Below are 20,632 nucleotides of genomic sequence, written 5' to 3'. Positions count from 1 at the left end.
CTCAGGATGCGATCGCGTCGGGGGTTTTCTGATCGGGAAGAGCGGCGGCCAGGATCGCTTTTTCGGCGAACTGGTCGCGCGCGAGTTCGGCGCTGATGCGCCCGCCGCACATCACCAGGATGCGGTCGCAAATGCCCATCACTTCCGGCAGTTCGGACGAGACGACGACGATCGCCATGCCGTCTTCGGCAAGCTGGTAGAGCAGTTCGTAGATTTCCGCTTTGGCGCCGACATCGATACCGCGTGTCGGCTCGTCGACGATAAGCACGCGCACGCCCTGCTCCGACAGCCAGCGGCCGAGAATGACCTTCTGCTGGTTGCCACCGGAGAGGTTGATGATGTCCTGCTTGCGCGACGGCGTGCGCACCTTGAGCTTGTTAATGAAGGTCTCGGCGGTGGCGATCTCGCTAGCGCGGTTCAGGATTCCGAAGCGTGTGTGATGACGCCGCGACGAGATGTTGATGTTCTCCTCGATCGAGCGGCCCTGGATGATGCCGTCATGCTTGCGGTCTTCCGAGCACAAAACGATCCCGGCGCGGATCGCGTCATGCGGATCGGTGGCATGCACGACCTTGCCATCAACGGTAATGGTGCCACCTGAGCGCGGGTCGGCGCCGAACACCAGCCGCATCAGTTCCGAGCGCCCCGCGCCGATCAGGCCGAAGAAGCCGACGATCTCGCCCGCCCTCGCCTCGAAGCTGGCGGGCGTCGTCAGTTTTACTCCGCAAACAGCGTCGACCTTCAGCCGGACATCGCCGGCCGGGCGTGGGCGAAACTCCCAGATATCGGAGATTTCGCGGCCGACCATTTCGGCGACGACCTGGTCGCGTGTGACGTTTTTCAGCGACGCATGGTGCGCCGCGAGCTTGCCGTCGCGCAGCACGGTCAGGCTGTCGCAGAGGCGGAACACTTCGTCCAGCCGGTGCGAGACATAGATGATGACCTTGCCCTCGCCGCGCAGGCGGTCGATCAGGGCAAACAGGATTTCGCTTTCGCGCGACGACAATGACGAGGTCGGCTCGTCCAGAGCGATGACGCGCGCGTCGAGCATGATCGCCTTGGCGATCTCGACCATCTGGCGCTCGCCGATCGACAGCGTCTTGACCTTGCGGCTGATATCGATGTCGATGCCGGCTGATTTCAGCTTGGCGCCAACATCGTCCAGCATCCTGGCACGGGCGATGATGCCGGCGTTGGCGGGGAAGCGGCCGAGGCTGAGGTTTTCGGCAACAGTGAGCTCGGGAACCAGCTGCAGTTCCTGGTGGATGACGATGACGCCATTGTCGAAGGCATCTCGCGTCGTTGCATAGGCTTGCATCTTGCCGTCGATGAGGATCTCGCCGTCATCGGCATGCTGGTCGCCGGACAGGATCTTGATCAGCGTGGATTTGCCGGCGCCGTTCTCGCCCATCAGGCCGTGCACGGCGCCCTTGTCGACGCCGAACGAGACGTCCGACAGCGCCTTGACGCCCGGATAGGTCTTGGTGATTTCCGAGAAGTCGAGAAAGGACATGGGGCGCCTATCCTTTTGCCATGCCAAACAGGCGGCGACTGTGAGCCGCCGCCTGTTTGTACAGGGAGGATTATTCGATGCCGAGACCCTTGCGGACCGTCTGGTAGTCGTCGCGCTTGGCCAGCGCACCGGCGGTCAGGATGAGCTTCTCGGGTTCCTTGTTGTTGGCGACCCAGTCATACATGTTGAGCGCAGTCTCGTAGCCGTGACGCTTCGGCGAGATGATCACCGTGCCGACGAAGCCGGTGGCGGTCGGCTTCTTGAACTCGTTGATCGCCGAATCCGCGCCGCCAATGCCGACGCCGATCACGTTTTCGGCCGGGATGCCGACGCTTTCGGAAGCGCGCACGGCGCCGAGCACGGCTTCGTCGTTGAGGCCGAAGGAGACCCACTTCTTGATGTCGGCATGGGCGTTGAGCACCACCGTCGCCGCATTCAGTGCAGCCTCGGTGTCGGTCTTGGCCTGAGGCGCGTCGAAGATGTTCTCGGCCTTGAAGCCGTTGGCCTTGAGCACCGAGATGGCGCCTTCGACCCGGTCGACGGCGGTCGGCAACTGATCATAGGAGACGCGGATGGCGCCGACCTCGTCGGCCTTCCAGCCGCGCGCCTTCATTTCGTCGACGATCGCCTGGCCGACGGCCTCGCCGATCTTGGTCGCCGAAATGCCCATATGCGGCACGTCTTCCAGCGCCTTGCCGTCTGCGCCGACCAGACGGTCGTCAACGGTCATCAGCTTGAGATTGTTTGCGGCGGCCTTGGCGACGATGCCGGGGCCGAGTTTCACGTCAGGTGTGCAGACGATGAAGCCTTGCGCGCCCTGCGCGCCGAGATTGTCGATCGCCGACATCAGCTTCTCACCGTCCTCGGCGCCGATCTTGACCAGGGTAAAACCCTTCTCCTTGGCGGCCTGGTCGGCGAACTTCCATTCGTCCTGGAACCACGGCTCCTCGGGCTGTTTGACGATAAAACCTATCTTGGTGTCCTGAGCATATGCTGCGATGGTCGTGACGGACAGCACGGCAAGGGCGCCCGCGACGAGCGCGGTCTTCAGAAGTCGCATGATTACCTCCCAGCGATGGCCGGGCGCTCAGCCCGGATGCAGAGTCTCTAATTCTTTTTATCATACTCGTCAATTGATCTGGTATGATAATTGAGTTACATGCTCTGACCAGGGATCGCTGGCGCAAATCATCCGCATCCGGTAAGGCCGGGGACGCGAGATCAGTGGTTTCGCCGCCTTGGAGGAGGGCTGAGGTGACCGAAACTTCGAAGAAGGCATCAGGCGACACCCGCCGCCCGCGCGTCATGCCCGATGTGACAAAGGCGCTTGCCTCAGACATCTTTTCCGGACGCTATCCCGCCGGCTCGTCCCTGCCGACCGAAAACGAACTCGGCGTCGAATATGGCGTCAGCCGCACCGTCATCCGCGAGGCGCTGAAGGTGCTGGCCGCCAAGGGGCTGGTGCTGTCGCGACCGCGCATCGGCACGGTTGTATGTGAACAGGACAACTGGAACATCATCGACCCGCAGGTGCTGGCCTGGCACGCGCCGCATGCGCTGGACGACAAATTGTTCGACGCCATCCTCGAAACGCGCCGCGCCATCGAACCTCTGGTAGCTGAACTGGCGGCGACTCGTGCGACGCTGCAGGAGATCGCCGATCTCGAAGCCGCCTGGCGCGGCATGGCCAATGCCGGCGAGGATCTCGCCGCCTTCTCGCGCTCGGACATCACCTTCCACCAGATCGTCTATGCCGCGAGCCACAACCCGATCTTCCGCCAGATCGGCAATCTGATCGACACCGGGCTGAAATTCTCGCTCGAAGCAACGGCGACCATTTCGCTCGCCCGGCGCATGGAAGCGGTGGCGGCGCACCGTGAGGTGGTCGAGGCGCTGCGCATGCGCGATGCCGCGGCGGCGCGTGCGGCGGCAGGCCGGATCCTCGACCTTGCGGCGCGCGACCTGGTCAGCGCCAAGAAACTCAAGAACAACTGAGACCAGCATGAAAATCATCTCGCTCACCACCTACATCGTCCCGCCGCGCTGGCTGTTCCTGAAGATCGAGACTGATGCCGGCGTTACCGGCTGGGGCGAGCCTGTGGTCGAAGGCCGTGCGCTGACGGTCGAGGCAGCGGTCAAGGAACTTGGCGATTATCTGATCGGCAAGGACCCGCGCCTGATCGAGGACCATTGGACGGTGATGCATCGCGGCGGCTTCTACCGCGGCGGGCCGATCCTGATGAGCGCCATTGCCGGCATCGACCAGGCGCTGTGGGACATCAAGGGCAAGGCGCTCGGCGTGCCTGTGCACGAACTGCTCGGCGGCAAGCTGCGCGACAGCATCAAGGTCTATTCCTGGATCGGCGGCGACCGGCCGGCGGAAGTGGCTGATGGCGCCAGGGAAGTGGTGGCGCGCGGTTTTCAGGCGCTGAAGATGAATGGCACCGAGGAACTGCAGATCGTCGACAGCCATGACAGAATAGATGCGGCTGTCGAACGCGTCGCCATGGTGCGCGAGGCCGTTGGGTCCAACATTGGCATCGCCGTCGATTTCCACGGCCGCGTCCACCGGCCGATGGCGCGCATGCTGGTCAAGGAGTTGGAACCCTACCGGCTGATGTTCATCGAGGAGCCGGTGCTGAGCGAAAATCGCGAGGCGCTGAAGGAGATCGCAGCCCTGGGCTCGACGCCGATCGCGCTCGGCGAGCGGCTTTACAGCCGCTGGGATTTCAAGTCGGTGTTCGAACAAGGCGCCGTCGACATCATCCAGCCGGACCTGTCGCATGCCGGGGGCATCACCGAATGCCGCAAGATCGCGGCGATGGCCGAGGCCTATGACATTGCGGTGGCGCCCCACTGCCCGCTCGGGCCGATCGCGCTTGCCGCCTGCCTGCAGCTCGATGCCGTCAGCTACAACTGCTTCATCCAGGAACAGAGCCTCGGCATCCACTACAACGCCGCAAACGATTTGCTCGATTATGCCGCCAACAAGGACGTCTTTCGCTACGAGGATGGCTATGTCGCAATCCCCGATGGTCCCGGCCTCGGCGTCGAGATCGACGAGGACTACGTCAAGGAAAGGGCCAAGGAAGGCCACCGCTGGCGCAACCCGGTCTGGCGTCACAAGGACGGCTCCTTCGCCGAGTGGTAGCCCGGCCGACCTTGCGGCCAGGCCTTCAGGACCTCGAGCTCAATTTCGCGGTGGCGCCAGCGTAACGCAGGCCTCTGATGTGCCGCAGCGCCGAGCACCAGCGCATGGGAACCGTCGGCGCCGGCAAGCCGCAACTGGCTGACCGCCTGGGTTGCGGCAAGCGATCGAAAGCAGTCGCTATCCATGGAACATGGCGGATGTCCTGTTCTCATCGACCTTTTCTTGGCCCGCCAGCCGCGTCACCTGCCCGCGGCGTGCCGGCCTGCGTTCCTGCCGGAGAAGATGCAGCTGCCGAGAAATGTCCCTTCCAGCGCATTGTAGCCGTGATAGCCGCCGCCACCGCCGCCGGCCACCTCGCCTGCCGCATAGAGCCCGGCAATGGGTTCGCCATTGCCGTCGAGAACCTGCGAATTGAGATTGGTGTGCAGGCCGCCAAGCGTTTTGCGCGTCAGGATGTTGAGGCGCACCGCGATCAGCGGCCCGTGCCTGGGATCGAGTATCTTGTGCGGCTTGGTCACCCGGAAGATCTTGTCGCCAATGTAGTTGCGGGCGCCGCGGACGGCTGTGACCTGCGCATCCTTGGTATAGGCATGGTCGACCTCGCGATCGCGCGCCACGATCTGCGCCTTGAGCCGGTCGTAGTCGAGCAGATTGTCGCCTGACAGCGCGTTCATGCCGGCGACCAAGTCGGCCAGGTTGTCGCGGACGACGAAGTCCTCGCCCTTTTCCAGGAACGCTGCCACCGATGGTGGCGCCTTGCCGCCGCGCCGGTTCTTCAGCACGGCCCGCCAATCCTTGGCCGTAAAGTCTAGGTTTTGCTCCGAACCCGACAGCACGAACTCCTTCGAAGCGATCGTCTTGCTCAGCACGAACCAGGAATAATCGTGTCCCGTCGACAGGATACGCTTCAAGGTGCCGAGCGAATCGAAGCTCGGGAAGAACGGCGCCTCCATGCGTTGTCCCAGAGCATCGAACCATAGCGGCGACGGCGCCGACAGGATGCGGATGCCGTGGTTCGGCCAGATCGGATTCCAGTTCTTGATCCCCTCGACATAGTGCCACATGCGGTCGGCGTTGATGACGGCCCCGCCGGCGTCCTGGGTGATCGCCACCATGCGGCCGTCGACATGGTGCGGCACGCCGGCAACCATACGCTTCGGCGCTGGCCCCAGCCGCCGGACCGGCCAGACCTTGCGAACCAACTCATGATTGCCGCCGATGCCGCCGGAGGTGACGATCACGACACCGGCCGAAAGGTCGAAATCGCCGACGGCCGTGCGGCTCGACTGCTTGCCGCGCTCGACATCGGATGCCTCCAGGATTTCGCCCGCGACGCCGGTGACCGCGCCGTTGGTCTTGATCAGCCGGCTGACCTGATGACGGAATTTCAAAGTGATCAGCCCTTTGGCGACGTGCTCGCGCACGCGCCTTTCGAACGGCGCGACCACGCCCGGCCCAGTGCCCCATGTCAGGTGGAAGCGCGGCACTGAATTGCCGTGGCCATTGGCCAGCGCGCCGCCGCGCTCGGCCCAGCCGACCACCGGCCACCAGCGCATGCCCATGGCGTAGAGCCACGGCCGCATCTCGCCGGCGGCGAAATCGACATAGGCTTCCGCCACTTTCCTTGGCCAATGGTCCTCGGGCCGGTCGAACTGGGCAGAACCCAGCCAATCCTGCCAGGCGAGGTCGCGGCTGTCCTTGATGCGCAGGCGGCGCTGCTCGGGCGTGTTGACCAAAAACAGGCCGCCGAGCGACCAGAATGCCTGGCCGCCGAGAAAACCGCCACCCTCTTGCTCGACGATGATCACGCGCTTGCCGGCATCGCCGAGTTCCGCGGCTGCGGCCAGGCCGGCCAGCCCGCCGCCAACGATGATTGCGTCCGCGTCAGCCATTGTCGTAGCTCCTGTGCCGGCTTTTGTTTTCGAGATCGGATGCTCGTTGCTAGCCGCGCAGCGCGTTCCAGATGATGCGCGGCAGCTTCAGGAGGCTCGGCTGGTAGTTGAACTCGGTGATCAGGCGGCCGACCATGTGTGCCCTTTTGTGGGTCAGGAACCAGGCCGGCTTCGGCATGATGCGGAACGGCGCTTCGAGCACGCTGCGTTCCGGTCTGTCGAACAAATAGGTGTTGTGGACGACGCCGATGCCGCTCTGCACGTCGTCGAGCGTGTGGCCAGGGAAAGCACCCCAGGTCGGGCGCAGCAGCGCGAACAGAACGCCGCTCCAGGAATTGATGCCGATGCCGCCATAGCGCAGTTCGGCAATGATTTCCTCGAACCGCTGCCGGCCGATCTCGGCGATCGTCCTGGGATGGATGAGGATGTTGGCGGCAAGCGTGCCGTGCAGCTTTTCATTGGCGTAGGCGACAGCGGCGCGCAGATAGGATTCCGCATTGCCCGCCGGCAGCCGCATGACGCTGAGCGCCGGCGCGAACACCTCGGCATTTTCGAGATAGGTATCCGTGCCCGGCCGGAACGGCACCACCACGCAGGCCGGCCCGCCGGGCCGCTCGAATTTCTGTACGCTGTCGGCATGCGCCTCGAAGGCGGCGAGGCGCTCGGTCGCGCCGGGATAATAGGCCGGGCGCGACGGGGCTTTCTGCATCACCTTTTCGAGGGCCGCCAGAAGCGCGTCGGATTTGTCCCAGCCTTCGGGCAACACGAGCATTTGGCAGGCGATACAGTTGAAACCGGAATTGTTGAGCTTCTGTGTGGCGATCAGTTCGGCGTGGTAGGCGATATCGGCATCCGACCACGGACCGGGCACCACAATGGTCGGTGCCACGCCGCCAAGCTCAGAGGTGATACGCCGGCTGTTGCGCGGCGTGCCCGCCGCCTTGTTCTTGCGGCCCTCCTCGCCAGGCCCCCAGACGATCGCGTCATGCGAAGCGGCGGCACCGGTGATGTGGATGTCGTCGACGAGATCGTGGTTGCACAGATACGCGCCGACATCGGCGCCGCCGCGCACGATGCGCAGCGCACCGAATTCGATCAGCGGCCGCAGCGCCGGCCGCAGGAAATCGATCAGATAGTCGTTGACCGGGTTCATCTTGAGCAGAACCACCTGGTGCTCGACCAAAAGCTTGTGCAGGCAGTCGAGCGGCGCGATCGAGGCGACATTGCCGGCGCCGAGCACGAGGCCGATCTTGCCCTTGCGGCTGGTGCGCGGCGCGTCATAGGCCGATGCGGTGTTTGCGGCCAGGTTCGCCTTGGTCACGCCGGGCTGCATCCAGATCTCGGCCTTCAGCCCGGTGAACAACACCTTGTCCCAGAGCGAATTCGGAACCACCGTCACCGCCACCTGTCCGCTGGGCAAGGTGCGGACCGGCAGTCTGTCGAGGAACTTCTTGCCCTCCATCAGGCTCAGCGTGTGGATGAACTGGTTGCAGCCATCCATCAGCGCCGCCGGGCCAGCCAGCCATTCCTCACCTTCCAGCGGCGAGCCGGTCGGGATGCCCTTCTTGCGCGTCGCGGTTTTGACCCACGCCTCGGCGACCTCGCGGATGTGATCCTTGACCTGCCGCAGCAAGGCGATCCGCTCGCCATTCGAGGTCTGCGCCCAGTCGTCCTTCCTGGCGTCGAGATCGGTGAGCGCGAGGTCGAGTTCGGCTGCCCATTCAGGCTGCACGGGCTGGGTTTTGACTGCCTTGGCAACCATCCTATCCTCCTCCACTTCGATCTCTTTGTTTGACGCAATTCCTGTGGGAAAACCGCTTCACACTTTTCCTGGAATTGCTCTACGAAAACGGCAGTGCGGCCCATTGCTCGACGAATTTCCCGCCGGAATAGACCTGGATCGAACCGAACTGCTGTAGCACGAATTCGCTCTGCGTCGGACGCAGGAAGGCGTAGTCGTCAGGCCCGACATTGACGTTGTCGGGCAGCGCCATGAATTGCTGATTGGTCGAAAAGCCGAACGTCTTGTCGGTCTTCATCCCCACGGGATGGACGGGCTTCGCCATCCATTTTCCGCCATAGAGAAAACAGCCGCGCCGCGGCAACAGCCCGAGCTTCTGCAGCAGCCAGGAGCGCTGGTCGAGGCCCGGCGCCTGGACATCGACCACTTTCAGGATCGGCGTCGCGATGAATGCGGCAGGCCACAATTGGCTGAGGCTCGGCACATCGAAATCGGTCGGCAGCATAAAAGCCGATCCGATGGACAATTCATTGGCGCCGACCCAGCTGTCATAGAGCAATGCGGTGCTGCTGCCGCCAAGATTGAGGATCTTGCGCTGGTCGGCGGCAAGGCAAGCGACATACTGGCGAAACAGGCTGATCGCCTTGACGCGCGCCTTGGCCGGTCCTCCCAGCAGTTTGGGGATATGGCCGATATGCGCCTCGTAGGCCATGACGCCTTCGCATTTCAGCCGCGGGTAATTCGCCAACGCGGAAACTGCCCGGGCCAGTGAGTCGGGATCGCTGATACCGCCGCGATGAAGGCCGACATCGACCTCGAAGCAGACGCGCAGCTCGCGGTCGAGCTCGGCGGCAAGCGAGCCATAGGCGGCCAGCCGCTCCTCGGTATCGATCAGCCAGACGATGCGCGACGTAGCTTCGCCGAGCCCGGCGAGAACGCCCTTCGTCAGCGCGTGCCTGGCGCCGGCAACCGGCATCGGCTTGCCCAACAGGAGATCGACTTGGGGAAACATTTTCAGCATCTCGGCGCTGATCGGCAGATGAAAGGTCATCAGCCTGTCGGTCGCAAACGCCGCGCGGATATAGTCGATCAGCGGCAGGCATGGCAGCGACTTGTCGACGAGGCGCAGATCGAGGCCCGTGGCGAACTTCGCCTTGATCGCAGCGATGTTGTGATCGAGCCGGTCGAGATCGAGCACCAGGCAAGGCTGAAAGATCCCGGCTGCCCTGAGCGCGCCCGACATTTCCGCGAAATAGGTGTCGGTCAGGCTCATGCCGCGACGCCGAGCAGCCTGGCAATATAGGGCGACACGAAGCGGTTGTCCGGGTCCATCTCGCGGCGGACCGCCATCGCATCGTTCCAGCGCGGATAGAGCGCGCTCAATTCCCTTGATGTCAGGCTGTGCATCTTGCCCCAATGCGGGCGGCCGCCGCGCTTCCTGAAGATCGGCTCGGCGGCGTTGAAGAACGCCATCGGATCGCGCTCGACGCCGTGATGGATGGCGATGGAACAGGTTGGGCGCTTGTAGAAGGGGCTGAGCCAGACATTGTCGGGCGCGACGACGCGCACCTCCATCGGAAAATAGACCTCTGGAAACCGCGTCTCGAGCAGCGCAATGATTTCGCTGAGTGCGGCCGCCCCTTCCTCGAACGGCAGGTGGTATTCCATCTCGTTGAACTTGACGTTGCGCTCGGAGGTGAAGACCTTCAGCCACTCCTCGACATAATCCTCGGCCGGCACCTTGGCGAAGGCCGAGCCGATGAGACGGCGGCGCAGCCAAGGGAGCCAGCTGAGATAGTCGCGCAGTTTTCTCAGCGTCGTCACCGCATCGTCGTCTTCCGTCGGCGGACGCACCGTCGCCGGCGCCTCGGTGATGTCGCTGGCAATCAGCAGCGCCTGGCCGGAAAACGGCACATAGTAGAACTCGGCCGAACGATGCGCCGTCATGGTGCTTTCGAATTGCGCAAGCACATCGGCGATCGGCGCCGTCCAGCGGCGGTGCCGCATCCGGTAGCTCGCCACGTTGCGGATCGTCACTTCGGTGACGGCGCCGAAAGCGCCGAGCGAAGCGCCCATGGCTTCGATCATGTCGGGGCTCTTGGCACGGTCGAACTCTTTCACGGCGCCACGCCCGTCGACGATCTGCATCGCCTCGAGCTGGGTATGGTAAGCGCCGAGCGTGATGCCCGAGCCGTGGGTGGCGGTGCCCAGCGCCCCGCCGAACGCCTGCTTGTCGATGTCGCCCATGTTCGGCAGCGCCTGGCCGACGCCGTGCAACAGCTTTGCCAGCGCGCCGATCTTGGTGCCGGCGCCGACCCGTGCTGTCAGCCTTTCGGGATCGTGCGACCTCAGGCCCTCGAAGCGATCAAGCGACAGGATCGTCCCGTCATTCTTGACCAGAGGCGTGAAGGAATGGCCCGTGCCAGCGAATCGAACTGGTCCCGGCGCGTTGCGAATGGCACCACTCAGCTCATCGAGACTCTGCGGTTCGGCAAAAGCCTGCGGCGTGGCCGTGACATAGCCCGACCAATTGCTCCACTGGCTGATAGCCTCTCCCAAAATTGCCTCCCTGGGACGCCGGCTTTGCCGGTCTTTCTCCTAGCGCTGAATAATATGATACATACTCAGCTTTTCGGATATGATACATTGTCAGCTTTCTGTCAACCTGGCAATCGGAGGCGTCTTGCGTCCGCGCCGGCCGCATGGATCTACAGCGACGCACGCTGAGCCGGCGTCGGCATTGAACATAGTTCGTTACCCCTTCAAGCCAGCCCAAACGTTTCCACGGCCCGCATGATGCCGCGCAATTCGGCCAAGCCCTTCAGGCGGCCGATCAGCGAGTAGCCGGGATTGATCCTTGTCTTGCCGATATCGTCGGCGAGCAGGTGGCCATGGTCCGGCCGCATCGGGATTTGCCAGTCGGCGCGGCCCTCCTTGCGGCGGCGCGCCTCCTCCTGCATCAGCGCCAGGATGACATGCGCCATGTCGGTGCCGCCTTCGAGATGCTCGGCCTCGTAGAACGAGCCGTCATCCTCGATGGTGATGTTGCGCAGATGGGCGAAGTGGATGCGGTCGGCGAATTCCTTGACCATGGCGACGATGTCGTTGTCGGCGCGCGTGCCGTAGGACCCGGTGCAGAACGTCAGCCCATTGGCCTGGCTGTCGACGGCATCGAGAATGAAACGCGCATCCTCGGCGGTCGAAACGACGCGCGGCAGGCCGTAGAGCGAAAACGGCGGATCGTCGGGGTGGATACACATGCGCACCCCCTCCTCTTCCGCCACCGGAATGATCTCGCGCAGGAACCACGCGAGGTTGTCGCGCAACTCCTTCGGCCCGATCCCGTCATAGTCCGCAAGCGCCTCGCGAAAACTGTCGCGGTCATACTTGCGCTCTGTAGCCGGCAGGCCGGCGATCAGATTGCGCTCGATCTGGTCCATCTTCTCGGGCGGCAATTCCTTCAGCCGCGCTTCCGCCTGCGCAATACGCGCCGGCGTGTAGCTGTCAGCTCCGTTCTTGCGCTTCAGCACGAACAGATCGTAGGCGGCGAAATCAACGGCATCAAAACGCAGGGCGTAGCCTGTCGTCGGCAGACGGCAGGCTAGATCGGTGCGGGTCCAGTCCACCACCGGCATGAAATTGTAGCAGATCGTGGCGATGCCGGCCTTGGCCAGCGCGCGGATCGAATCGCGGTAATAGCCGGCATAGCGCTCGCGTTCCTGCGCGCCGATCTTGAAGGAATTGTGGACCGGAATGCTCTCGACGACCGACCAGGTCAGTCCTGCTTCCTGGATAATGCGCTTGCGCTCCAGCACTTCGGCTTCAGGCCACGCGCGGCCGTCATATATATGGTGGAGCGCCGAGACCACGCCGGTGGCGCCCGCCTGCTTGACATGATCGAGCGTCACCGGATCATCGGGCCCATACCAGCGCCAGCATTGTTCCATTTCGGCTTTCCTTCTGCGAGAGGTTGGCAACTTATTGTTGGACCCCGATGGGAGTCGATAGAAAATGGAGGAGTTTTTAGAAATGATGGATTTCGACGGCAAGGTCGCCCTGGTGACGGGGACGACCGGCATTGGCCTGGCAACCGCCAGACGCCTTGCGGCCGGTGGCGCCGCAATCATCGCCTGCGGCATCGACCGCGCCGCCAATGCGGCGATGAAAGCGCAACTGGAAAGTGCTGGTGCCGCGGTGCTGGTCATCGACACCGATGTGTCCGTCTCCGACCAGGTGCGCGACGCGGTGGCGGCTGGCGTCGCCAGGTTCGGCGGTCTGGATGTCATCGTCAACTCGGCCGCCGTCCATCCCTATGGCACCGCGACGACCACCGACTGGGAAAGCTGGAACCGGGCAATGACGGTCAATGTCGGCTCGATCTACCTGACCGCCCATTTCGGTATCCCGGAAATGATCAAGCGCGGTGGCGGCGCCATCGTCAACGTCGCCTCGGTGCAGGGTTTTGCCTGCCAGCAGAACGTTGCCGCCTATGCCACGACCAAAGGGGCCATCCACACGCTGACGCGCTCGCTGGCGCTCGACTACGCGGCATCAGGCATCCGCGTCAATTCGGTCAGCCCGGGCTCGATCCGCACGCCGATCCTGGAGAAGGCTGCGCGCGGTGACGGCGGCAGCGATGCCGATGTCGAAGAGGCCTACAAGCGCTTCGGCGCGGCGCATCCGCTCGGCCGTATCGGCGAACCGGAGGAAGTGGCGGAACTCATCGCCTTCCTGTGCTCGTCGAAGGCCGGTTTCTGCACCGGCGCGGACTACAGGATCGATGGCGGCCTGACGGCAGGTATTGGCGTGAAGTAGCGCTATGATGGCGTTCTGCGCGCTTGCAGGCAATCGGTGTCCGACCGCGCTACAGCTTCCACATCCGCTTGGCATTGCCCGACAACAATTTCGTCCTCTCCTCAGGGCTGGCGCCCGCGATCAGCGCGTGTGTCGCCGCCACCCAGGTGGCAAGGCCACCGCCAAGCGTGCACACCGGCCAGTCGCTGCCCCACACGACGCGGTCCCAGCCGAAAATGCCGATCGTGTGCTCGACATAGGGGCGCAAGGTCTCGACGGTCCATGAGCCGGCATCGGCATAGGCGACGACACCGGAGATCTTGCCGATGACATTGGGACGCCGCGCGATCTCGGTCATATGCTCGCGCCACGGATGTTCCGCACTGGCCTTGATGTCCGGCACGCCGCAATGGTCGAGCACGAACTGCACATCCGGCGCCAGATCGGCGAGCGCAACCGCCCTTGGAATCTGATGCGGCAGGACGACGAGGTCGAAGGTCAGGCCGGTGCCGGCAAGCCGCTTGATGTTTTCGCGAAACAGCGCGCTGTCCGAAAGCTCGTCCGGCATGACATGCAGCACGCGGCGGAACCCCTTGACGAAAGGGTCGGCTTGCTGGCGCCCGAGATAGGCGGCGAAGCCGGCCTCCTCCGGGCGGCAGGAGGCGATCGCCCCGCGCAACAGACTGCCCTTCTCCAGCGACTGCGCCTTCACATGGCTGGTCTCGGCCTGGATGTCGGCTTGATCGACATCGACCTCCATGTGCAGCGCGGCCTCGATGCCGGCCCGGCGGGCCTGGATCGCGTATTCCGCATGCGGGAAATCGCGGTTGAGCGCCGGCACGCCGCCAAGCCAGGGATAGCGCAGCGCCGACAGGTCGATCAGGTGCAGATGGGTGTCGATGATCATGGCTGTCCTCCTCGGTGATTTCAGATCATCGCCAAATGCCTAAGCCCAGCGCATGACATACTCTGGCTCAGGCCCGCTTCGGGATCTCTTTGTCCTCGAGCAGCAGCGTCAGCCCCATGGCGACGAAATAGAGCGCCGCCACCCAGATGAACATCACGTTGAAGCCACTGGAGTAATGGTCGAGCACCACTTCGCGGATCGCGCCCGGCAGGCTCGATGCGAGGTGCGGCGTCAATCCATTCAGGCCCTGCGGCAGCAATACGGCGGCCTCAGTGGGAAGCTCTGACGTCTGCCGGTTCAGCGCCCAGATCATCACCGCGCCGTTCAGCGCCAGACCCAGCGATGCACCGAGCGTCCGCGCCTGGGTGATCAGCGAGGTCACCGCGCCGATATCCTGCAGCGGTGCCGCCGCCTGGATCGCCACGATCAGCACCTGGAACTGCAGGCCCATGCTGATGCCGAACACTGCCATCATCGTCGCCAGCACCCAGATCGACGTGTGCTGGTTGGTGAGGACGAAGCCCAGCATCAGAAACCCGCCAATACCCATGGCGACCACCGGGATCCATTTGTAGCGGCCGGTTGCCGCGATCACCCGCCCGGCCACGATCGAGATGACCATCGATGTCAGCGACGCCGGCAGGAACAGGAAGCCGACTTCGGCCGGGCTGAGACCCGTCAGCGTCTGCATGTAGAGGGCGAAATAGAAGAACATGCCCAGCGTCACCGTTCCGGCGACCAGCGACATGCCCGAGACGATGCTGACCGTCGAATTGCCGAACAGCCGCAGAGGTACGATCGGCTCTTCGGCCCGCCGCTCCACCATGACGAACAAGGTGATGGCGCCTAGTGCCAGCAGCGGCAGCGCGAAGGTGATGAGGTCCGGTCCGCTGGGGTCGAGCACGTGGTAGCCCCAATAAACGATCGCCGTCGTGCCGGTGGCGAGCAGCACGCCGCCGAGATAGTCGATGCGGTGCCGCTTTTCGTTGAACCGGCTGCGCATGGCGAAGGCCAGCACCGCCAGCACGATGATCCCTATCGGCAAATTGACCAGGAACACCCAACGCCAGCCGAACAGGCTGGTGATGTAGCCGCCGGCCAGCGGGCCGAGCACCGACGACAGCGCGAACACCGCCGAACTGTAGCCCTGATATTTGGCGCGGTCGCGCGGCGAAAACAGTTCGCCGATCATGGCGAAGGCCGAAACCATCAACCCACCCCCGCCGATACCCTGCAGCACGCGCGCGGCGATCAAGCTCTCCATCGACCATGCCATGCCGCAGACCAGCGAGCCCAGCAGGAACAGGCCGATCGCCGTCAGCACGACATTCTTGCGGCCATACATGTCGCCAAGCTTGCCGTAGAATGGCGAGACCGCGGCGGTCGAGAGCAGGTAGGCGGCACCGACCCAGCCGAACAAACGCAGATTGCCGAGTTCGCCCGCGATGGTTGGCAAGGCGGTGACGACGATCTGCATGTCGATGGTGGCCATGAACATCGCGACCAACGCGCCGAAATAGACGATCAAGGTCGTAAGGTCGGGCCTGGCTTCGGCCTCAACGGGCGCTGCATTCGGCAGCGTCTGCTCGACAGTCATCGGTGTCTCCGTAGCTTGGGCGCGATTTATGTGCCCACAGCCGAGAGGTGTCAACCAGATATGTGCGCGTAGCATATAATTGACACGAGCATATATTATTGCTAACGCGCTGTGGGATGAGCATCAACGCATCCGGCAATCCGGATCGATTTCCAGCCCTGTTCCAGACGCGCGGCGACCGGGATCTCGCCGATCTGGCGCGCGGCAGCGGCCTGTCCGAACCGGCGGCCGAGGCCGTGGCCGCCATCGATGCGGTGATGGGCAAGGTGCGCCGCTCGATCCAGCGCCGCGACTTCGGCCGCATGATCCTGGCGCGCGTAGACCCTTCGCTGGAAGTGAGCCATCTCGATGCGATCGGCGCCATCGCGAACAATCCGGTTTTCAGCGATAACCAGCAGGACGAGGTGACGGTTGGCCTCATCGCCGAGCGCCTCGAGATCGACCCGTCGCGCGCCAGCCGCATCTCGGCCGACCTCGTCGAGCGCGGCTATGCATGCCGTGTCGCATCGCAACGCGATGCCCGGCGCATCCGCCTCAAACTCACCCCCAAGGGCGAGCGCTTGGTGGCGGCGGTGCGCCAGACCAAATGGCGGATTTTCGCCGGATCGCTGGCACAATGGGATGAGCAGGAGCTGGTAACGTTCGCCACCTTGCTGGAACGTTTCGCGGGATGGGTCATGGACGAAGCCGGGATGAAAAGATCCGCCGACGCCGTCAAGCAGTTGATGGACGAGATGCTGCCCGAAACGAAATAGGCGGCACGGCGTGGACGCTCACCCATGTATGCGAGCCCTTCGATAGCCCTTGACGCTCAGGTCGCGTAGGATCGTTATCGGCCGAAGAAACCGGCGTCCTCTTCCGCCAGGTATTTCTTCGCCGCTTTGGCATCGATGTCGAGGCCGAGTCCCGGGGCTTCGAGCAGATCCACCATGCTGTCCCTGACGATCTGCCCCTTGGGCAGGCCGATGACGATGTCCTCCCACCAGGGGTCGGAGGCGCTGGGATATTCGAAGGCGATGTAGTTGGCCGGCAGCGTGGCGCAGACATTGATCAGCGCACCGAGGCCCAGCAGACCGTTCGCCGTGCCGTGCGGCGCCATCATGATCGAGTGCATGTAGGCGTGCTCGGCCACCCATTTGAGCTCGGCGATGCCGCCGATGTCGGCGGGATCCGGACCGATGACGCGAACCGCCTGCGTCTCGATCAGTTCCTTGAAATTATGACGCAGATAGATCTGCTCTCCGGTGTGGATGGGCGTGGACGTCGATGTGGTGAGTTCGCGGTAGGCTTGCGGGTTGACCCACGGCACATAGTCGCCGGTCAACATGTCCTCCAGCCACATCAGATTGTATTTTTCGACGGCCCGCGCGAAGCGGATGGCGTCGGGCAGGAACCAGCCGGGGCCGCAATCCAGCGCCAGCGAGACCGTGTCGCCGAGCACCTCCTTCATGGCGATGACGCATTCGATCATATGCGCCATGCCGCGCTCGCTGATCTGCCCCTGGTCCATCGCGCCGTGATAGGTCGGCGGCTGACGCACGCCGTAGTGGAAGTCGGGGACGCTGGTCTTCATGTTGGAATGAAAGCTGATGCCTTGCTTGACCATGAAGAAGTTTTCCGGCCGCTCCATCATCCATTTGACGTCGGCCGCGTAATCCTCCGGCCTGTCGCCGGTGCGCTTCTTGCGGATGGAACCGTTATAGACCCGAACCTTGTCGCGCACCTTGCCGCCAAGCAGCTTGTAGACCGGGACGCCGGCGGCCTTGCCGGCGATGTCCCACAGAGCGTGCTCGATGGCGCTGACGGCGGCGCCATAGGGCTTGAACGAACCGCGCTGACGGATCTTCAGCATGCAACGTTCCACATCCGTCGGATCCTCGCCGATCAGCGCGTCGCGGAAATGCAGCACCCAGGGTTTCAGATAAGGCTTGGTGTACTCGACCTCGCCGAGGCCATGGAGGCCTTCGTCGGTGACGATGCGCACGATGGGGTGCCTGCCGATGACGGCGCACCTGAGATCGGTGATCTTCATGATGTCCTCTATTTCACCGACGAGAAGGCGGTTGGCGCGAGAAACTGGCTGGAAATATTGGCCAGGATCGGGCCATCGCGCTCAGAACTCGTCGCGGGCCTCGAGCCATGCCCGATCGGTGGTGAAGGCCTTCCATTTCACTTCGCGCTCGGCAAGGGATTCCCAGGCGATGAAATAGGTCAGTCGATTGCTGCTTTCGCCGACCACCGTGGTGAAGAACCCGGCTTGGCGGATGCCGTGCTTGTCCCACAGCGCCAAGGTATGGTCGTTGAAACGCTTGAGCAGCGCCGGCAGCTGGCCCGGCACGCAGTCGTAAATGCGAAGTTCGTAGATCATGGTCCATCCTTCTGTTCACCTCTCCCTCCGAGGAGAGAAGTGTAGAGTCAGCTCCAGGTGCGGTCCCAGGAGTATTCGTCGTCCCAGTGATCGGTCGGTTGCCAGATGCCGGTGACGCCGGGCTGCAGGTGCTGGCTGATCACTTCGTCGACGATGTCGTCGATGCCCAGACCAGGCTTGTCGGGCACGGTGATGAAGCCGTCCTTGACCAGCGGCTTGGGCAGGCCGGTGACGATATCGTCCCACCAGTCGACTTCGACGCTGTGATATTCGAGCGCCATGAAGTTTTCCGTCGCCACCGCGACATGCGCGGCGGCCATTGCCGCGATCGGGCTTTCCGCCATGTGAATGGCCATGGCGACGCCATGCTCCTGCGCCGCGTCGCCGATCTTCTTGGTCTCGAGAATGCCGCCGGTGGTCAGCAGATCCGGATGGATGACCGAGATGCCGGCGTTGAGCAGCGGCTCGAAGCCTTCCTTGCGGTAGATGTCCTCACCCGTGCAGATCGGCACCGAGGTCGCCTGCTGCAACTGCCGATACTGCTCGGTGTACTGCCAGGGGATCACGTCCTCGAGCCAGGCCGGTGCGTATTTCTCGATCCGCCGGGCCAGACGGATGCCGTCCTGCAGCGAGATGTGGCCGACATGGTCGATGGCGAGCGGAACCTCGTAGCCGATCACCTCGCGGACCTCGTGGATATATTGGTCGAGCAGGTCGATGCCCTTTTCGGTGAAGTGGAGGCCGGTGAAGGGATGCGGCACGTTTTGCGCGTCATAGGCGGCATTACGCGCCCGGCGCTCGTCCAGCGTGCGTGCCGGACCGCGCGCGCGGCATGGCTGCGGAAACCGTCGAGCACGCCGGCCGGCGCCACCACTGCGCCCGATATGTGCGAAATCTGCGCCAGACCGAGATCCATCTTGAGGAAGGTGAAACCGAGATCCATCCGCGCCTTGAGCCGCTTTCCGGTCTCGGTGCCGCTGGGCTTGTCCGCGTCGGTGTCGCAATAGACACGCACCTTGTCGCGAAACCGTCCTCCCAGCATCTGGTAGATCGGCACGCCATACGCCTTGCCGGCGAGGTCCCAAAGCGCGATCTCGATTGCCGAGACACCGCCACCTTGCCGCCCATGGCCGCCAAATTGTTTGATGCGGCGGAACAGCCGGTCGACGTCGCAAGGGTTCTCGCCCAGCAACCGGCTCTTCAGCATCAGCGCATAGGTCGCGCTGGCGCCGTCGCGCACTTCGCCCAGGCCGACAATGCCCTGGTTGGTGTAGATCTTGACCAGCGCGGAGGTGAACGGCGCGCCGACGATCTCGGCAACGCGCAGGTCGGTGATGCGCAGGTCGCTCGGCCTGGAGTTCGTATTTACCCGATTGAGCGCCTCGCCGGCGCTACCCGTCTTTGCCATGGCTTATCCTCGTTCTGATTGGTGGCGCCCCGCACCCCCGGCCTGCATAAGCGTTGCTAGCCAAGCTCTATCTCGTGGGCCTGCAGGTAGTCTCGGTTCATCTCGACACCGAGACCCGGCTTCGACGCCAGCTTGAGGCTGCCGTTCGAGACATCGAGTGGCTCGTCGATGAGGTGATTATATTTGTCCAGGTTCCACTCCGACGTTTCGAGCTTGTAGAAGTTGGGAACCGTCATCATCACCTGCGCTCCCGCAACCACATTGATCGGTCCCGCGGCGTCATGGGGCGAGACCGGGATGTAGTAGGCTTCGCACAGGGCGGAAATCTTCTTCAGTTCGGTAATGCCGCCGGTCCAGGTAACGTCCGGCATGATGTAGTCCGCAAGCCTGTTCTCGAGCACCGGCACGAAATCCCATTTGGTGTGGCCGCGCTCGCCCCACGAGATGGCGGCACTGACCTTCTCACGCACTTGCTTGAGAGCATTGAGGCTTTCTGGCGGGCATGGCTCCTCGAACCAGTCGATCTGGCCGGCTTCCTCGAGGCTTCGGCAGAGGCGAATGGCGGTGGGGACGTCGAAGCGGCCATGCGCGTCGATGAGAATGTCGACATCGGGCCCCGCCGTTTCACGGATCAAAGCCGTTAGTTCGGCAGCCTCGCGCTCGTCCTTGCGGGTCATGCTGCCATCGAGGTAGCCGTCCCGCTGTTCGCGCGCCAAGCCATCGGCGATGCGGCCCTGGTGGGGGAAAGGATCGAACTTCAGCCCGGTGTGTCCGGATTCGACGATGTCTCGAATTTCGCGGACCACAGCCTCCTTGCTGGTAAACTTGGCCTGGTTGGGATGGGTATAGAGCGCGATTTCATCGCGCACCGGTCCGCCCAGCAGCTCGTAGATCGGCTTGCCTAGAACTTTGCCGCGAATGTCCCAGAGCGCTATGTCGATAGCGCTCACGCATTCGACTGCGGCGCCGCGGCTGCCCATATAGGTGAAGCTGCGGAAAATCTTGTGCCAGAGATGCTCGATGCGCGCCGGATCCTCACCTGTGACGGCAACACCGATCTGCCGCAGGATCGTGCACAGCGCGCGGTTGGCGAGCCTTGTGGTGGTGGTGATTTCCCCCCAGCCACTCACCCCTTCGTCGGTCGTCACCTCGACGAACAGGAACTCTCCCCAATAGGAAGCATCGGACTTGATCAGCCACGGCCGAACGCTCGTGATTTTCATCTCTCAACTACCTCTGTCTGATGGCTGGACCAATGATG

At 63.4% G+C, this 20,632-nt stretch carries 15 protein-coding genes and 2 pseudogenes; 4 read left to right on the top strand and 13 right to left on the bottom strand.

Annotated features, from left to right (window positions below):
- Nucleotide 1: 1 nt before the first annotated feature.
- Nucleotides 2-1,513, bottom strand: a complete 1,512-nt coding sequence (gene araG, locus ACYG9R_RS20910; protein ID WP_023824821.1) for an L-arabinose ABC transporter ATP-binding protein AraG — start codon at nucleotides 1,511-1,513, stop codon at nucleotides 2-4.
- 70 nt (nucleotides 1,514-1,583) lie between these two features.
- Nucleotides 1,584-2,573, bottom strand: coding sequence for an arabinose ABC transporter substrate-binding protein (locus ACYG9R_RS20905; RefSeq protein ID WP_023668118.1), 990 nt, complete (start codon nucleotides 2,571-2,573; stop codon nucleotides 1,584-1,586).
- 245 nt (nucleotides 2,574-2,818) lie between these two features.
- Here ACYG9R_RS20905 and ACYG9R_RS20900 point away from each other — a divergent pair, with 245 nt between their 5' ends.
- A complete protein-coding gene (locus ACYG9R_RS20900) occupies nucleotides 2,819-3,508 on the top strand; it encodes a FadR/GntR family transcriptional regulator (protein ID WP_245259915.1) in 690 nt (229 codons plus the stop codon).
- 7 nt (nucleotides 3,509-3,515) lie between these two features.
- The gene (dgoD, locus tag ACYG9R_RS20895; protein ID WP_023714596.1) at nucleotides 3,516-4,664 is read left to right on the top strand and encodes a galactonate dehydratase; all 1,149 of its coding nucleotides are present in this window, start codon (nucleotides 3,516-3,518) and stop codon (nucleotides 4,662-4,664) included.
- 239 nt (nucleotides 4,665-4,903) lie between these two features.
- Here the strand turns inward: dgoD and ACYG9R_RS20890 are convergent, their stop codons facing one another.
- The 5 genes from ACYG9R_RS20890 to uxuA form a co-directional block, all read right to left on the bottom strand.
- Nucleotides 4,904-6,556: an FAD-binding dehydrogenase gene (locus ACYG9R_RS20890; protein ID WP_023691361.1), complete on the bottom strand. Its 1,653-nt coding sequence runs from the start codon at nucleotides 6,554-6,556 to the stop codon at nucleotides 4,904-4,906.
- A gap of 49 nt (nucleotides 6,557-6,605) precedes the next feature.
- Nucleotides 6,606-8,318: an aldehyde dehydrogenase family protein gene (locus ACYG9R_RS20885; protein ID WP_352497916.1), complete on the bottom strand. Its 1,713-nt coding sequence runs from the start codon at nucleotides 8,316-8,318 to the stop codon at nucleotides 6,606-6,608.
- Between the two features lie 79 nt (nucleotides 8,319-8,397).
- Entirely contained in the window at nucleotides 8,398-9,570 is a 1,173-nt protein-coding gene (locus ACYG9R_RS20880) for an alanine racemase (protein WP_031199743.1), read from the bottom strand.
- Nucleotides 9,567-10,856: a D-arabinono-1,4-lactone oxidase gene (locus ACYG9R_RS20875; RefSeq protein ID WP_023687893.1), complete on the bottom strand. Its 1,290-nt coding sequence runs from the start codon at nucleotides 10,854-10,856 to the stop codon at nucleotides 9,567-9,569. The genes ACYG9R_RS20880 and ACYG9R_RS20875 overlap by 4 nt, the downstream gene beginning before the upstream one ends.
- A gap of 203 nt (nucleotides 10,857-11,059) precedes the next feature.
- The gene (uxuA, locus tag ACYG9R_RS20870) at nucleotides 11,060-12,244 is read right to left on the bottom strand and encodes a mannonate dehydratase (RefSeq protein ID WP_023824818.1); all 1,185 of its coding nucleotides are present in this window, start codon (nucleotides 12,242-12,244) and stop codon (nucleotides 11,060-11,062) included.
- A gap of 82 nt (nucleotides 12,245-12,326) precedes the next feature.
- Here uxuA and ACYG9R_RS20865 point away from each other — a divergent pair, with 82 nt between their 5' ends.
- Nucleotides 12,327-13,112 carry an SDR family NAD(P)-dependent oxidoreductase gene (locus ACYG9R_RS20865; RefSeq protein WP_023824817.1) on the top strand — a complete coding sequence of 262 codons (786 nt, stop codon included), beginning with the start codon at nucleotides 12,327-12,329 and terminating at the stop codon, nucleotides 13,110-13,112.
- Nucleotides 13,113-13,161: 49 nt separating this feature from the next.
- Here the strand turns inward: ACYG9R_RS20865 and ACYG9R_RS20860 are convergent, their stop codons facing one another.
- Nucleotides 13,162-13,998 carry an amidohydrolase family protein gene (locus ACYG9R_RS20860; RefSeq protein ID WP_460221847.1) on the bottom strand — a complete coding sequence of 279 codons (837 nt, stop codon included), beginning with the start codon at nucleotides 13,996-13,998 and terminating at the stop codon, nucleotides 13,162-13,164.
- 67 nt (nucleotides 13,999-14,065) lie between these two features.
- A complete protein-coding gene (locus tag ACYG9R_RS20855; RefSeq protein ID WP_460221846.1) occupies nucleotides 14,066-15,595 on the bottom strand; it encodes an MDR family MFS transporter in 1,530 nt (509 codons plus the stop codon).
- Nucleotides 15,596-15,711: 116 nt separating this feature from the next.
- On the opposite strand from ACYG9R_RS20855, the gene ACYG9R_RS20850 reads away from it, so the two are divergent.
- Nucleotides 15,712-16,350 carry a MarR family winged helix-turn-helix transcriptional regulator gene (locus ACYG9R_RS20850; RefSeq protein WP_023824815.1) on the top strand — a complete coding sequence of 213 codons (639 nt, stop codon included), beginning with the start codon at nucleotides 15,712-15,714 and terminating at the stop codon, nucleotides 16,348-16,350.
- A gap of 74 nt (nucleotides 16,351-16,424) precedes the next feature.
- Here the strand turns inward: ACYG9R_RS20850 and ACYG9R_RS20845 are convergent, their stop codons facing one another.
- The 4 genes and pseudogenes from ACYG9R_RS20845 to ACYG9R_RS20830 all read right to left on the bottom strand — a co-directional run bounded on the left by ACYG9R_RS20845 (nucleotide 16,425) and on the right by ACYG9R_RS20830 (nucleotide 20,594).
- On the bottom strand, nucleotides 16,425-17,627 hold the full coding sequence (locus tag ACYG9R_RS20845) for a mandelate racemase/muconate lactonizing enzyme family protein (protein WP_023824814.1): 1,203 nt from the start codon (nucleotides 17,625-17,627) through the stop codon (nucleotides 16,425-16,427).
- Nucleotides 17,628-17,635: 8 nt separating this feature from the next.
- Nucleotides 17,636-17,963: pseudogene (locus ACYG9R_RS20840) on the bottom strand (NIPSNAP family protein).
- Nucleotides 17,964-18,010: 47 nt separating this feature from the next.
- A pseudogene (locus ACYG9R_RS20835) lies at nucleotides 18,011-19,371 on the bottom strand (mandelate racemase/muconate lactonizing enzyme family protein).
- A 56-nt stretch (nucleotides 19,372-19,427) separates the two neighbouring features.
- Nucleotides 19,428-20,594: a mandelate racemase/muconate lactonizing enzyme family protein gene (locus ACYG9R_RS20830; protein ID WP_023681194.1), complete on the bottom strand. Its 1,167-nt coding sequence runs from the start codon at nucleotides 20,592-20,594 to the stop codon at nucleotides 19,428-19,430.
- Nucleotides 20,595-20,632: the final 38 nt, after the last annotated feature.

Source organism: Mesorhizobium sp. RSR565B, assembly GCF_054719465.1.
The sequence above is the reverse complement of the archived record's forward strand: the minus strand, read 5'-3'. Positions and strand labels throughout refer to the sequence as shown.